This window comes from Microcoleus sp. K4-B3, assembly GCF_036704615.1.
GTDB lineage: Bacteria > Cyanobacteriota > Cyanobacteriia > Cyanobacteriales > Microcoleaceae > Microcoleus.
Genome location: NZ_JAUBSF010000007.1, coordinates 63,995 through 77,101, shown reverse-complemented (window position 1 = coordinate 77,101; position 13,107 = coordinate 63,995). Strand labels below are relative to the sequence as shown.

The window sequence follows — 13,107 nt, the reverse complement described above, 5'->3', positions numbered from 1 at the left end:
GGCATCGGGCATCGGGCATCGGGCATCGGGGATGGGAAGTCGAAAATTCAAACATTCTTTATTTTTCCTTCTTCCTTCTTCCGACTTCCATCGGGCTTCTTCCCTCTTCCTTCTTCCTTCTTCATCATTGACCGATCGCATTGCAAGTTTTAGGCGAGCGGAAAATGCAGCCGTTCGAGGCGGATTGCTAGCCTAAATTTGTTTCTTTTCATTAAATATAGTACATAAAAGTACAAGTGATCGGTCAAAATACTTAACGGCTCTCCCTGACCCAGCCCAAAAACGGATACGCTGCCACGTACTTAAGTCGTGGAAAGATAAAAATTTTAGACCAAAGTTCAAGATCCCAGATTTATCTGTGGGGTAAATCTAAAATCTAAAATCTAAAATCTAAAATCTAAAATCGACTGACCGCTGCACATTCTCACAGCACTGCAACCCTGCAATTCTTTTCTCCTCCTGCATTTGCCTCGCTTCTGCCATCGCGCCAAAGCTACCGGATGCGATCGGCCTTTGCCAAGCAATCTTTCAGCCCATAAATCGTCCGCTTTTGTTGATCCCTCGACAGTTCGGGAAACATCGGCAAAGACAAGACCTCGCGACAAACTTGCTCGGCCTGTGGCAACTGACCGGGGAGATAGCCCAAAGATTTGTAAACAGGTTGCAGGTGCAAAGGTAACGGATAGTAAACCATCGAACCGATGCCGGATTCCTGCAACTGAGCCCGCATCCAATCTCGAAAATTGCTAGAGGGATTTTGCGCGTCTTCTGGACTTGTCAGCCGGATCGTGTATTGATTCCAAACTCCTTTTGCTTCCGGCAATTCTTTGGGAACGGCAACTCCGGGCACGCGGGAGAGAAATTCGCTGTAAAGTGTCGCGATCGAACGTCGCTGGGCGTTCCAACTGTCGAGATATCGCAATTTAATGCTAAGAATCACCGCTTGCAGGGCATCTAAACGGCTGTTGTAGCCGATTTCTTCGTAGAAATATCTAGAAGACTGTCCGTGTTCTTTGAGCACTCGCATCGAAGCTGCGAGGGCAGGATCGTTTGTCGTCACCGCGCCACCGTCACCGCAAGCGCCTAAATTTTTGGTCGGGTAAAAACTGAAGCAGCCGACATGGCCGATGCTGCCGACTTTTCGAGACTGCCACTCGGCCCCGACAGACTGCGCGCAATCTTCAATTACGGCTAAATTGTGCCGAGTCGCAATTTCCATCAGGCGAGTCATGTCTACCGGTTGGCCGAAGATGTGTACTGGCATAATTGCCTTTGTTTTGTCGGTAATTGCCGCTTCGAGGAGCTCGACATCCAGATTAAAAGTCCCGCTGTCAATATCAACAAATACGGGAGTTGCACCGACGGCGCTAATTACCTCAGCCGAAGCAAAAAAGGTAAAAGGAGTGGTAATCACTTCATCGCCGGGGCCAATTTTGAGGGATCGCAAGGCCAAAATCAGCGCATCCGTGCCGGAGTTACAGCCAACGCACTCGGAAACGCCGATGTAGTCGGCGAACTCTCGTTCAAAACTCTTCACGACTGGGCCGCCTACGTAGCCGCCAGAGGCAAGCACTTTTTGCACCGCAGCGGTGATCTCGTCGCCAATCTGCGCGTATTGGCGGGTTAAGTCGAGGGGGGGAACATTATTCACTCTTCACACCATAAATTTCAAGCATTATCAAAGCAAATTCTTGCAGCAAAACTGTTTCTCAGAAACGTTTATTGCAATATCTTATATTTGGACAGGCAAACAATCACATTATCGAAAGGGTTCTCCGGTGTTAATTGAGCTAGATTTTACAGATTTGGGTTGGGCTTTGGGGATGGTGGCGATCGCGATCGGGCTTTCGGCGTGGCAGGGATTGGGATTGGAGGGGGCGATCGCGATCGCCGCAGGGCGCACCCTGATCCAGCTAATCTTAGTCGGATACGTGCTCGCAGTCATATTTGACCCCGAGGGGAAAAATCCTTGGCTGGTTTTAGCAGTTTTAGCAATCATGCTGACAACAGCTAGCATGGTTGCCAGCAACCGCATCAGCAAAAAAATCAAGAACTTACTGCCCTTAGTTTGGGGTTCAATTTTTATCAGTACGGCCTTGACTCTCGCCTATACAAACTTGCTAATTTTGCAACCTGATCCTTGGTACGAACCGCAATACCTGATTCCTTTAGCGGGTATGATATTGGGCAATGCCATGAACTCCGGGGCGATCGCCGGCGAAAGACTTGTCAGTACAGTTAATAGCAGCCAGTTAGAAATAGAAACCCATTTAAGTTTAGGTTCGACCCCGCAGCAAGCAGTAAAGCAGTACCGCAAAGATGCGATCAAAGCTGGATTAATTCCGACATTAAACACAATGACAGTTGTAGGAATCGTGACTTTACCGGGAATGATGACAGGTCAAATGCTGAGCGGTGTCAGTCCTCTCGATGCAGCATCTTACCAGATTTTGATTATGTTTGTGTTAGCGCTGGCAACTTTAATCGCAACTCTGCTGTTGACTGAGGGATTGTCCCGGAAGTTTTTTAATCAAGATGCACAATTGATAAAATGGTAATTGGGAATTGGGAATTGGGAATTGGGAATTGGGAATTGGGAATTGATAATTGGGCATTGATAATTGGTAATATAATGTAGGTAGGAACTTGCATTTAGCCTTATTTATTGAACAGGCTTTCCGGCTTGTTCCACACAGAGTGAGTTATCTTGTGGGGTGAGCCGAATAGCCCGCCCCAGTCATCACTAAGGAGAATAGCCATGATTCAAATAGCAACTAAACCGCTAACTTTTGAAGAATTTGCGGAATGGAAGCCCGAAAATGCACGTTATGAACTGCACAATGGAGAGATTGTTGAAATGTCACAGCCATTAGGAGAGCATGAAGAAGTTATCAGTTTTTTAGGTTCAGAATTAAACGCTGAGTCCAGAAGGCGAAAACTTCCGTACATTTTCCCCAAACAAGCCTTAGTTAAAAAGATCGAAAACCTCTCTGCTTATTCTCCAGATATTTTGATATTAAACCGCCCAAGTTTAGCATCAGAACCTCTGTGGCAAAAGTTCTCAACTGTGACTCAAGGCGCATCAATTCCGCTCGTTGTTGAAGTCGTTAGCACGAATTGGCAAAATGACTACATCAGGAAGGTGGGCGAATATGAACTAATCGGGATTCCTGAATACTGGATTGTGGATTATCTCGGTTTGGGCGGCCGCAGGTTTATCGGGAATCCCAAGCAACCGACTATTTCGATTTATCGGTTGGTTGATGATGAGTATGAAGTTAGTCAATTTCGGGGAGATGACAACATCGAATCCGCAGCTTTTCCAGAGTTGAATTTGACGGCGCAACAAGTTTTTCAAGCTGGATTGACTGCGGGTGAAATTGCTGGGGATACCGATTAGTTTTGAATGAACAGGACTTATGCAAGAAGTAATTTTACGCGCTACTCATCGCGGTAAGGCGCGCAGTGCAAACCTGCAATATAGAAGTGATGCGTAAATCCTGACTTACTCTTTTACTCATATGAAATAATTGGAATTAATCGTTCCTCGATTTCATTAATATAGGCTGTTAAGCCTGTATGAACACCTTTTTTTCGTAGAAGTTCCAGACTCGTGTCTTCCCAGCACTGTTGTTCGCGTTCCATCTTGCCACCTGTTAGCTTTTCGACAACAACTTTAGGATTTCTAATGCGATCGGGTTCTTCCCATGAGTTAGATCGTAGCCTGTGTGACTCTTCGCAAGGATTAAACGTCAATTCGGTCGTTATCTCTTGAAGAATTTGTTTTTCCTCTTGATTAGATGGAATAAACCCATTCAACACCCAAGCTTCCCGCATTCGATCGGCTGTACCAATAATAATTGCTAATTTAGGTTGTCGATCGATGTGTTCTGAACGCGCTTGCTCGATCCCTTGTCTTCGTTCAGGTTGATTATCTAGATCGCGGATTAGGAGAACTGCTTCAATCTGTCGTGTTTTTTGAATAAATCGTACTAAATTCAGAATTTTTATAGCGGCTGCACCATCAGCTTTTAATGCTCCATCTTTACGATGACCTAAATACCTTGGAGGACGGAATCCTAAGCTTTGTTGGAAATTCTCTATAATTTGATTAATATTTTTCCAGCAAGAATTCTCTGTGCCAGCTTCTAAACCACTCCATTGAACTAGATGTTGCAGCATCTCAGGTTCTAACCAATCAAATTTTTCTACTAAAATGCGATCGGCTAATTTAGTAGCGGTTCTTGCATCTGCGCTACTTTCCACAATCACCACAAACTCAATCATTGATTTCTCCTGCAACCACCCAATCTTCTCCCTCCGCATCCCAGAATTCTCCCGTGGTTAAAGTTTGTTTTGCCCATTCTACATCAGGATGTTCATCCAACCGTTTGCAATGAGTCACACCTGAATTGTTGTTACTTAATACGTGGACTTGAGAAGGAATAAGTTGATCCACAATGTAAGGAGAATGGGTAGAAAAAATAATTTGCAGATTGGGGTTGTCTTGAAGAATATCCTTGAAAACAGCGATTAAGTCTCGTTGCGCTTTGGGATGGAGTCCCTGTTCAACATCATCTAGTAACACTAAATTAGGTTGATTGGGATTCATCAAAACAGTCAGTAATCCGAGAGCGAGCATTGTTCCTTCGCTAATGGCATGGGCTGGAATACCCTTACCAGTATTCATGTCTAGGACAACTTCTTGCCCTACAAGTTCCTGACTTTCTTCGTAGGGGATAGATTTGCCATCGACTCCGATTAAGCGTTGGCGATTGAGCACAACTTTAGCTCGCCTTACCCCTATCTTGCGTACACCTGGTACAATCCGCTTCAACATTTCCTGTAAAGATTGAAATTTATCTGGAGCTTCGGCACGAAGATAGTCTAAGGTAGGTGCTAACCCTGAACCATCGAACTCAACTCGCGGTGTAATTTCATCACTGTAAGCTGCTTTAGCAAGATTACTGGCTACCAGTTTAAGATTAACTGTGTTTCTCAAAGATTGCTGAATTGGCTCTGGAGTATCCATTAAGGAAACTTTTGACATTCCTTTCCTATTTTCCTGATTTGGCTCGGCATTCCACAATGCTCTAAAAACCCACTTCTGAGTAACGGCTTGTCTCCAGTCATAGGAAGCTTCCCAATCATTTCGATCAGGGTTTTTCCAAAAACCACTTGCACTAACACCCATATTATCTTGCCCAATTGTTGTAATAAATTGAGGCGCTCTTTCATGCTGAAAAATATTGTCAAATGATGAATTAGCAAGCCGGCTGAAATAATGCAATGCTTGCAACACTGATGTTTTACCAGAACTGTTTTGTCCTACGAGTGCGTGTAGGCGTGAACTATCTAAACTAAGTTTTGTATCTTTATGACTTTTGAAGTTATGAAGTTTGACATTTTCTAGCATTTGATTGCTAACATCCTTTTATACAGTTTGATTGCCGAAATTGTAGCGTGTGTTCGGATGTTCTAAGTTGTTAGCGCGCATTTAATTGTAACAATCATGTTTCTTGAAACAATGAGTGGGGCGTTGCTTCTAGCCCGCCCCAAAAACTAAAATTAAATGCCGTAACAGCTTACTTCGGTTCGTGACTCCCAATCCGCTTGCCTTCGGCATCGTACACCTGCAGCGGGATTTTCGCGTTTTCGGCGATCGCCTCCAAGGCTTTTTGCAAAGTTTGAACGTGCTTTTCTACAGCTTGGCGAGTCTTAGTAGCGTTGTTGTTTTCCGCTTGGATGAAAGTTTGTTGCAGTTTCTGCACGTAATTAGGAGTCATCTGCACGGCAATCAAACCTTTGCTAACAGTATAGTCGCAAATCTTGGGGTTGCCTTTACAAGTTCTATCTAAATCCGTGCGGGCTTTTTGCAGGTTTCTTTCTTCCTGCAACCTTACTTCTGCTTGCTGCAAGGAAGTTTTGTAGGAAGCGAGCAGCGGTTGGGCTTTCTCGGAAAATGAAGTTGCCGCCGGCACTTGCTCCGCGTAACTCAAAGCTCTCCGCCAGTATTCTGACGCTTTAAACCAGGCGTTTTTGCCCTCAAAAATTCGAGCTTCCGCTGCTAAAGTCACAGCTTGAGTATACGCATTTTCCGAAATTCCTTCGACATTTTTGCGCTCGCGAGCTTCTGAAAGTTTGATTTCGTATTTGGGAACTAGCAGTTTAGCTTGTTGGTAAGATGTCGTGCTCGTGGGAATTTCTGATAGGATGTCGAGGGATTCTTCCCAACCTGATTGCACTTGAGTCCAAGTCTCGGCTGTCTGAGCTACTGCTTCGCGAGCTTCTGCTATTTGAGCTGTATTTTTGGCGGCGAGCAGCGTTTTTTCGGCTTGTTTCTCTGTGCTTAAATGCCGATTTCCAGTTGCTACATTCTTCCGGTATTCTTTTGACTTTCTCTGAGCAAACGGATACACTGGGCTGTCTGTGGGGATTTCTCCGAGTTCGGCGATCGCACTTTGCCACAGAGCTTGCGCTTCCTGACCGTTCTGGGCCGAATAAGGCGGATTTTGGGTTTTCTGGGCTGCCGACTGTGCGAAGCGCCCTGCATCGATCGCAGAGTTTAAATTCTGATTTTGCTTCCGGTAGTTTTCCAGGGCGCTTTGAGCTTCACCGCGATGAATTGACCATGAGGGAATCGGTTCTAAAAGGGCGATCGCCTGTTTTAACTGTCGCTGCGCTTCTTGGGGACTGTTGGCAACTTTTGACGTTTTCAGCGTCTTCGTCGAATTCTCGCTCAACTGCTTGGCATTAGCTAATGCAGTACATTCTCCGATGACGCAGGGGCGGCTCAGCATATAATAACCGCCTGCCAAAATTAGCGCCGCCATGCTGACCATTCCTGCTGCAGCCAGCATCGCAAACGGTGAATGCTTGGGTTTTTGGGCAACTGTTACCGCTTCCATATCCAGCGGATTGAAGGGATTGTCTGCAATATCTGTCGGTATTGCAGCTACCTTAAAGGCGATCGGATCGGAATTGCTGGAACTCTCAGACAAATTGGGGAAATATTCTTCATCCCACGCATCTTTCCCATCGGTTTCTAACGGTATATCCTCCTCTACATCCGCCGTCTGGGCTGCATTTTCTGTTAAGACTATCCCGGTTTCTGCTGCGGGGATATTCTCTGTTTTTTTGAACAACTGCACTGTTTTGGGTCTAGACAAAACAGGCTGGTGCATGGTAAAAGAATGGAAAGCATAAGGCTGTTTTTGCCCGGTAATTTTTAGGCAAAGTCCAATCTGTTGAATAGATTCCGGTTCAATTTCGATAATTGCTGCTTCTAGCACCGCAAAAGTCGGTTTGGCTTTGAGAACTAAACTGCGCGGGTGTTCTCCCACAACCGTTAAAGAGTCATCTCGAAAATCGCAACTAATATAAAGCGGTAAATTTTTAAATCCGGCTGCTTGCAAGTGCTGCTGCAACTTTACTTCTAGAATTTGGGCGTTGCTTTGTCGCGCTGCTACTGTCATATTTTTCCTCTGTCTGATATCACCACTTTCGCTTTTAGATTTTGAATTTTAGATTTTAGATTGCAGAACTGTCGGGATTTTTGATTTGTTTGAACTTTGACACCGATTCATTCCAAATCTTAACTCTTAAAATTCAAGTTGCAACCAAATCTTAACTCTCAAATCTCAACTTGCAATGTCTCTCCGTAACTTTCACTGTAATAAACTTGAGTCACGTCAAAACGCCCGCCGTATTGTTTCAAAGGTTCTGCTGCATAACCAAGCGGCAGCAAACAGCAAACATCTACTTCTTCGGGAATTTGAAAGGCTTCTTTCACCTTAGCGCCGACAAAACCTTCCATCGGACAACTGTCTACCCCAAAGCTTTTAGCTGCAATCATTAAGTGAGCTACTGCGAGCATTGTATGTCTGTTTGTCCAAGCTTCTAGGGAGTCGAAGCAGGGACGGTTCTCGAACAATTGCGGGATTGCTTGTCGCATATAACCGGCTAAATTGTCATTCATTGCCCCTGTGGCTTTCCCCAATTCGATGACGGCTTCGGTGTTTTCGGGTTCACCGGCGCGCCGATCGCCACAACAGATTAATACTACTGGGGCTTCTACCACTTGGCGCTGATCGAAAGCGCAAGCTTTTAATTTTTCTTTGCTGGCTGGGTCTTGAAGTACAATAAACCGCCAAGGCTGCAAGTTGTAACCCGAGGGCGATCGCACTCCCAATCGCAAAATCTCTGCCAATATTGCTGGGGGAATGACATCGGGTTTGAAGCTGCGCGCGGCCCGCCGGCTTTCGATCGCCGTTTTAACATTAATTGAAGGTTGGATTTCAATTGTCATGGATAATTGGTAATTGGTAATTGGTAATCGGTAATTGGGCATTGGGCATTGGGCATTGGGCATTGGGCATTGGGATTGGTAACTTAAAAAAGTTGAATTGTTTTTCTTCCCTCTGCCTTCTTCCCTCTGCCTTCTGCCTTCTGCCTTCTGCCTTCTTCCTTCTTCACCCCAAGCCCAACTCGCGCTTGAGCAAATTAATGGACTTAGAGCCGATGTAATTTTCGGAGCATATCAGTTGCGGGGGACGAATAATATCTTCTCTAGCCGCATTGATGGCAGCTTTTACTGTAGCAAAACTCGGTTGGTCGCAAAAAATTGTTCTGGCCGATCGCACGATCGAGTTAATCTTGTAGTCGTCTGACACCAAGGCCGTCATCACCAGTAAATCCTCTCCCCGGATGCTGTGGATGATGACTTCGGTCGATCGCAGCATTCCCGGACTCAGGCTGACGAGACCCAAATAACTGTCTTTCGGCAAACCCCCGACTAACTGGATTTCCTGGCTGTAGTCGTAGATGTCTACAGGAATAACTCGCACCGAACGCGGTGCCGAAATCGATTCTGCTTCTCCGATAAAATATCGACTCGTGATCACAGTTCCCGAAGAGATTTGATCCAAAAAAGTACCTAGCTGTTCCATCGGCACTAACTGTATGGGAATGCGAAGAGCTTGTTCGAGTTCTTTCGCCATCAGTTCACCCACGCCGATGTCTTCTGTGGGGGCTGTGACGACCACTCGGGCGCTGCACCTGAGCCGCCAGTCAATTTCGGCCAAAAATAATTCCCTCGCTTGGTTGAGCGTACAGCCCTGTCCCAGCAGTTGATCGATACTTCCTTGCACTATTTTGTTGGCAAGAGGATATTCTTCGAGGATCGGAGATTTGAGTTTGTTGCCGCCTTCGTTGCCTAGGGCGCGGACGTAAATGCCCGATCCTGCTTGGGCTTCTACGAGTCCGGTATTTTCGAGCTGGCGGTATACTTTGCTGATGGTGTTGCGGTGCAAACCCGTCTGCATGGCTAGCTGTCTGGTGCTGGGCAAGCGGTGTCCGGGCGGAAATTGTCGCGAGGCGATCGCAAACCTGATTTGATTGAATAGTTGGGTGGATGCTGGAATATCGCTATCTGTTTGAATATGAAATTGAACCATTATTAAAGGCTCCGACGACTTCAACTTAGTATTTTTATAAGGTCGAGTACCGCGCCTAGGATTGCTCCGATATCTCTGTCTATAGCATAATCTTATTTGGTTGATCTGCAGCAGCCGTTCTGGCACAGGGCGATCGCGCCAAAGAGGCGATTAATCGCAGCCTCCGGAGTTTCCCTCAACAATCAGGTACTTTCAACTCTTAGTTTTATTTACTCTCAAATTTTGAGATCGCTTGCTGTTTTTCGGCCCGTCAGCAAATAAGTCCGCATTTCCCCTTGACCTTTAATCTCGATCTCACCGCGATCTTCAAATTCATATTTATCCTGCAGCAACTCATAAGTATAGTGGCTGACTTGAATGCGACCTGTTATGCCGTGAGATTCCATGCGGCTGGCTGTATTCACGGCATTTCCCCACAAATCGTAAATGAATTTTTTAGTCCCGATTACCCCCGCTACCACCGGGCCGCTATTAATCCCAATGCGGAGGTCAAATTTCGCGTCTAGCTTCACATTTAATTCCTTAATTGCTGCTAGCATATCCAGCGCCATTTCGGCGATCGCCTCTGCGTGGTCTGGGCGTTGAATGGGAATGCCGCCTGCTACCATGTAAGCGTCCCCGATCGTCTTGATTTTTTCTAAGCCGTGCTTCTCACTCAGTTGGTCAAAAGCTGAGAAAATTTCATTCAGCAAGTACACTAATTTAGTTGCGGACATGGTGGTAGAAATTTGGGTAAAATTCACCAAGTCAGCAAAAAGAATTGTTGCGTTTTCAAACTTATCTGCAATCACCCCCGGTTGGTACTTCAACCTGTCGGCGATCGGTTCTGGCAAAATATTTAGCAGTAAACTTTCAGTTTTTTTCTGTTCTTTCCTGAGTGCAGATTCCATCTGCTTGCGCTTGGTTATGTCGTGAAAAAAAACAGAAATTCCGTCGTGAGAAGGAAAAACCCGGACTTCCAGCCACACTTTTAAGGGACGATAATATTTTTCAAAAGCCACTCCAATTTGTTTGGCTACAGCTTCATGATACTCTTTATAAAAATCAGAATTCACGAATTCGGGAAACTCTTCCCAAAAATTTTTACCATAAAGTTCTTCCTGCGAGCGCTTCAAAAATTGCGATCCTTTGTAATTGACGTAAGTAAATCGCCACTGGGTGTCGAAAGCAAAAAAAGCATCGCTCATTCCTTCTAAAAAATTGACAATTTGCTCGTCGGTAGAACGCAGTTTTTCTTCTACTTGTTTGTTCTTGATCTGTGCGCGCTTTAATTTAGTTAGATTAATCCGCAACTCCATTTGACTAATAATTTGCCGTCCTAAAGTCCGCAGCGCTTCTAGCTGTTGTGGGGTGAGATGACGAGGAACTGTATCTATCGCGCACAAAGTGCCGATCGGATAACCGTCAGGAGTTACTAGCGGGGCTCCAGCATAAAACCGAATATTTGGATCGGAAGTTACTAGCGGATTGCCGACAAAGCGATCGTCATCTAGAGCATTGGGTACAACTAGCAATTCGTTAGGATTTAAAATAGCGTGGGCGCAAAAAGCTAACTCTCTCGGAGTTTCGGGCGCTTCCAGACCAACTTTTGATTTAAACCACTGTCGGTTAGAATCTATTAAGCTTACTAAAGCAATCGGAGTGCCACAAATATAAGATGCTAAAGCTGTTAGATCATCAAAAGCTGCTTCGGCTTCTGTGTCGAGAATGTTGTAGCGGTGAAGTGCTTCTACCCTCTCTTCTTCGTTGCTGGGCAAAGGTGCAGCTTGCATCGGAGGCCGCGAGGATATAGGTTTACGAACACTGCGTGGAAGTATTATTGCTGCGAATTTTCTGACTTGCGAGATCACTTTTTTAACTAATATCAAAAGACTTGTTTGCCAACCTTTATTCATCTTTCTTTATTTTTTTTCACCCCTGATGAAACTGCATATGTGCGATCGAACTCGGCTCTACTTACGTATTTACCGCAATTAACTCCTCAATCTCCGGAGCTTTTGTCGGCAATTTCCCTGTCAATACTTCTCTGCCCTCTTCGCTGACAAGTATATCATCTTCTATGCGTATTCCCCGCACATCTGCGAATTTTTCCAACTCCTCCCACTTTACGAAATCTTCATATTTCGCGCGATTTTCCGAGTTATTCAAAATTGCCGGAACTTGATAAAATCCCGGTTCGATCGATACCAGCATTCCCGGACGCAAAACTCGATTTAGGCGCAAAAATCCCAACCCAAACCGACTGCTTCTGGCTCTTCCTTCTTCATAGCCAGCCAAATCTCCTAAATCTTCCATATCGTGAACATCTAAACCGATTAAATGTCCGATACCGTGAACAAAAAACAGCGCGTGAGCATCCATTTCTACCAAATCTTCAACATTCCCCCGCAAGATACCTAAATCAACCAAGCCTTCCGCCATAATTCGAGCAGCTAACAGGTGAATATCTTGATATTCCACCCCCGGACTAATTTGATCGATACAAGCATCGTGCGCTGCCAAAACTACATCATAAATCGCTCTTTGAGTCGGAGAAAACTTGCCAGACACCGGCCAAGTGCGAGTCACATCAGCCGCCCATCCCGTTGATGTTTCTGCACCGACATCTGCTAACAACAAATCTCCTGTTTGTAGGGGATTGTGATAATGTGCGCTGTGCAGCACTTCTCCATGCACAGTCACGATACTAGGATACGCATAGGTCATGTTTTCCGAGATGATGACACTTTCCATTGCAGCGCGCACCCCTGCTTCAATTTGAGCATTTCCAGTTGCCGCCATTCCCGCTTTGTGAGCTTCTATGGTGACAGCCGCAGCTTGACGCAATTCGGCTAAACTGGCTGCATCGTGGCTCAGGCGCAGAGATACGATCGCCTTGGTTAATTCTAGGTCAATTCCGGTTGGCGATTTGGGCGGTGCCAGAGGGCGATGGCGTCCCGCCCCGCAAGCTACGAGAATTTGAGACTGTTGCAACTGAGTCCAAGAATCCTGAACGGCGATCGTTGCTGCATTTGTAGATCGCGATTTCAATTCGGCCATTGGGAAAGCAGCATCAGCCCCAATTAGTTCGGCAATTTCTGCTCTTTTCGGCATTTCTCCGTGCCAAAGAGTGCTGCTAGCAGGTGCGTCATCTAAGAACAGCTCTAATTTGCCCGATTCTAAGCGAATGGCAGCATTTTCTAAGGGCAAACCAGCAAAATATAGAAAGTGACTGCTGGCGCGAAAAGGAAAAGTCAGAGCCGGATAGTTGCGAGGAATGCTGCGGCCCGACCAGAGAATTGTAGGAAAATCAATTAAACTGGCTAGTTTTTGCCGCCGTTGGTGTAAACTATTTACTAAAAACTTATCACTTTTTGTAATTTCCATGGGTAAAAACCAATTATTTTGAGTTTGGTTTGCAGTAAGCCGAGAGTTTTTTAATTCTCGGCATTAAAGCATTAAAGTCCTGACTGCCAAGTTTGCCGTCATTTTGGGGAAAAGTCTCATCTTTATCTTCTTCCTTGCTATCATCTGTTTTGGGGCTTTTTAGCTCGTATTTGTCGCGATCGTCGGCATGATTTTGTTCAGTAATAACACTGTCAGACTGCTAGGACAAAAAGGCTGGAAGTGCGACTCCGCCGACAATTAGCATCGTCGGTGGCAATACCCGCAA

Annotated in this window: 10 protein-coding genes; 2 read left to right on the top strand and 8 right to left on the bottom strand. The window is 45.5% G+C overall.

Annotated features, from left to right (window positions below):
- Positions 1-493: 493 nt before the first annotated feature.
- Positions 494-1,651: a DegT/DnrJ/EryC1/StrS family aminotransferase gene (locus tag QUA78_RS05880; protein ID WP_333303200.1), complete on the bottom strand. Its 1,158-nt coding sequence runs from the start codon at positions 1,649-1,651 to the stop codon at positions 494-496.
- Between the two features lie 127 nt (positions 1,652-1,778).
- Here QUA78_RS05880 and QUA78_RS05875 point away from each other — a divergent pair, with 127 nt between their 5' ends.
- The gene (locus QUA78_RS05875; RefSeq protein WP_333303199.1) at positions 1,779-2,558 is read left to right on the top strand and encodes an ABC transporter permease; all 780 of its coding nucleotides are present in this window, start codon (positions 1,779-1,781) and stop codon (positions 2,556-2,558) included.
- 200 nt (positions 2,559-2,758) lie between these two features.
- Positions 2,759-3,400 (top strand): Uma2 family endonuclease, encoded by a 642-nt coding sequence (locus tag QUA78_RS05870; protein ID WP_333303197.1) that lies wholly within the window; start codon positions 2,759-2,761, stop codon positions 3,398-3,400.
- A 113-nt stretch (positions 3,401-3,513) separates the two neighbouring features.
- Here QUA78_RS05870 and QUA78_RS05865 read toward each other — a convergent pair whose 3' ends face one another.
- The 7 genes from QUA78_RS05865 to QUA78_RS05835 all read right to left on the bottom strand — a co-directional run bounded on the left by QUA78_RS05865 (position 3,514) and on the right by QUA78_RS05835 (position 12,821).
- Positions 3,514-4,287 carry a hypothetical protein gene (locus QUA78_RS05865; protein ID WP_333303196.1) on the bottom strand — a complete coding sequence of 258 codons (774 nt, stop codon included), beginning with the start codon at positions 4,285-4,287 and terminating at the stop codon, positions 3,514-3,516.
- The gene (locus QUA78_RS05860) at positions 4,280-5,416 is read right to left on the bottom strand and encodes an AAA family ATPase (RefSeq protein ID WP_333303195.1); all 1,137 of its coding nucleotides are present in this window, start codon (positions 5,414-5,416) and stop codon (positions 4,280-4,282) included. The genes QUA78_RS05865 and QUA78_RS05860 overlap by 8 nt, the downstream gene beginning before the upstream one ends.
- A 169-nt stretch (positions 5,417-5,585) precedes the next feature.
- Complete coding sequence (locus QUA78_RS05855; RefSeq protein ID WP_333303194.1) at positions 5,586-7,475, bottom strand: hypothetical protein; 1,890 nt, start codon at positions 7,473-7,475, stop codon at positions 5,586-5,588.
- A gap of 158 nt (positions 7,476-7,633) precedes the next feature.
- Complete coding sequence (locus QUA78_RS05850; RefSeq protein WP_333303193.1) at positions 7,634-8,308, bottom strand: nitroreductase family protein; 675 nt, start codon at positions 8,306-8,308, stop codon at positions 7,634-7,636.
- A gap of 163 nt (positions 8,309-8,471) precedes the next feature.
- Complete coding sequence (locus QUA78_RS05845; RefSeq protein ID WP_333303192.1) at positions 8,472-9,455, bottom strand: GntR family transcriptional regulator; 984 nt, start codon at positions 9,453-9,455, stop codon at positions 8,472-8,474.
- A gap of 215 nt (positions 9,456-9,670) precedes the next feature.
- Positions 9,671-11,227: an adenylate/guanylate cyclase domain-containing protein gene (locus QUA78_RS05840; protein WP_333303191.1), complete on the bottom strand. Its 1,557-nt coding sequence runs from the start codon at positions 11,225-11,227 to the stop codon at positions 9,671-9,673.
- Positions 11,228-11,411: 184 nt separating this feature from the next.
- The gene (locus QUA78_RS05835; RefSeq protein ID WP_333303190.1) at positions 11,412-12,821 is read right to left on the bottom strand and encodes an aminopeptidase P family protein; all 1,410 of its coding nucleotides are present in this window, start codon (positions 12,819-12,821) and stop codon (positions 11,412-11,414) included.
- Positions 12,822-13,107 lie beyond the last annotated feature (286 nt).

Coding starts and splice junctions, on each gene's coding strand:
- QUA78_RS05870 (WP_333303197.1), top strand. CDS start 2,759: ATGATTCAAATAGCAACTAAACCGCTAACTTTTGAAGAATTTGCGGAA.
- QUA78_RS05840 (WP_333303191.1), bottom strand. CDS start 11,227: ATGCAAGCTGCACCTTTGCCCAGCAACGAAGAAGAGAGGGTAGAAGCA.
- QUA78_RS05860 (WP_333303195.1), bottom strand. CDS start 5,416: ATGCTAGAAAATGTCAAACTTCATAACTTCAAAAGTCATAAAGATACA.
- QUA78_RS05865 (WP_333303196.1), bottom strand. CDS start 4,287: ATGATTGAGTTTGTGGTGATTGTGGAAAGTAGCGCAGATGCAAGAACC.
- QUA78_RS05850 (WP_333303193.1), bottom strand. CDS start 8,308: ATGACAATTGAAATCCAACCTTCAATTAATGTTAAAACGGCGATCGAA.
- QUA78_RS05855 (WP_333303194.1), bottom strand. CDS start 7,475: ATGACAGTAGCAGCGCGACAAAGCAACGCCCAAATTCTAGAAGTAAAG.
- QUA78_RS05845 (WP_333303192.1), bottom strand. CDS start 9,455: ATGGTTCAATTTCATATTCAAACAGATAGCGATATTCCAGCATCCACC.
- QUA78_RS05835 (WP_333303190.1), bottom strand. CDS start 12,821: ATGGAAATTACAAAAAGTGATAAGTTTTTAGTAAATAGTTTACACCAA.